Source organism: Oleiphilus sp. HI0128, assembly GCF_001635365.1.
In genome coordinates, this window is the sequence record NZ_LWGG01000023.1 from 1 (window position 1) to 778 (window position 778).

General features: G+C 46.3%; 1 protein-coding gene. It reads right to left on the reverse strand.

Annotated features, from left to right (window positions below; genetic code table 11):
- Nucleotides 1–108: 108 nt before the first annotated feature.
- Nucleotides 109–778 (reverse strand): exodeoxyribonuclease III (locus A3763_RS00350; RefSeq protein ID WP_068759798.1); only part of this gene is annotated, 670 nt, incomplete at its 5' end.

Below are 778 nucleotides of genomic sequence, written 5' to 3' on the forward strand. Positions count from 1 at the left end.
GGTCGTAATTTCCAGTTGATCTTTAAAAGTATAGGGCAAGTTGAGTGCTTGTCACGTTGACCAAGGATAAATCAACGTGACGAAGTTGGTATTCGTGGGATCTTACGTCTAAAGCGCTAGATCGATCTGAACAGGGCAATGGTCAGAACCCATAATATCGTTGAGAATATCGGCGGCTTTGATGTTGTCGCGCAAGCTTTGGGAGGCGAGGAAGTAATCAATCCTCCAGCCTACGTTCTTCGCACGGGCGCCGGCTCGATAGCTCCACCAACTATATTTGACGGTTTCAGGGTTTAGTTCTCGGTAAGTGTCTATAAAACCAGACGCAACGTAGCGGTCTAAACCGTCAATTTCTGCCTGCGTGTAGCCAGCACTTTTATTGTAGTTGGGCTTGGGACGGGCCAGGTCGATGTCTTTGTGCGCAACATTCAGGTCGCCACATAAGATAACTGGCTTGCTTTCTTCGAGTTTCTTTAAATAATCATTGAAGTCTTTGTCCCACTCTTGACGATAAGGCAAACGTTTAAGCTCACTACCAGAGTTTGGGGTGTAGACAGTAACCAAGTAAAAGCCGTCATACTCAGCAGCAATCACTCGACCTTCCTGATCGTGCTCTTCAATTCCCATATCGTATTGGACAGAAATAGGTGCGTGTTTGGTCAGAATAGCTGTGCCTGAGTAGCCTTTCTTCTCGGCAGAGTTACAGTAGATATGATAGCCCTCAAGATCTTTAAGTGCTTCCATCACCTGATCATCCTGGGCTTTGGTTTCTTGCAAG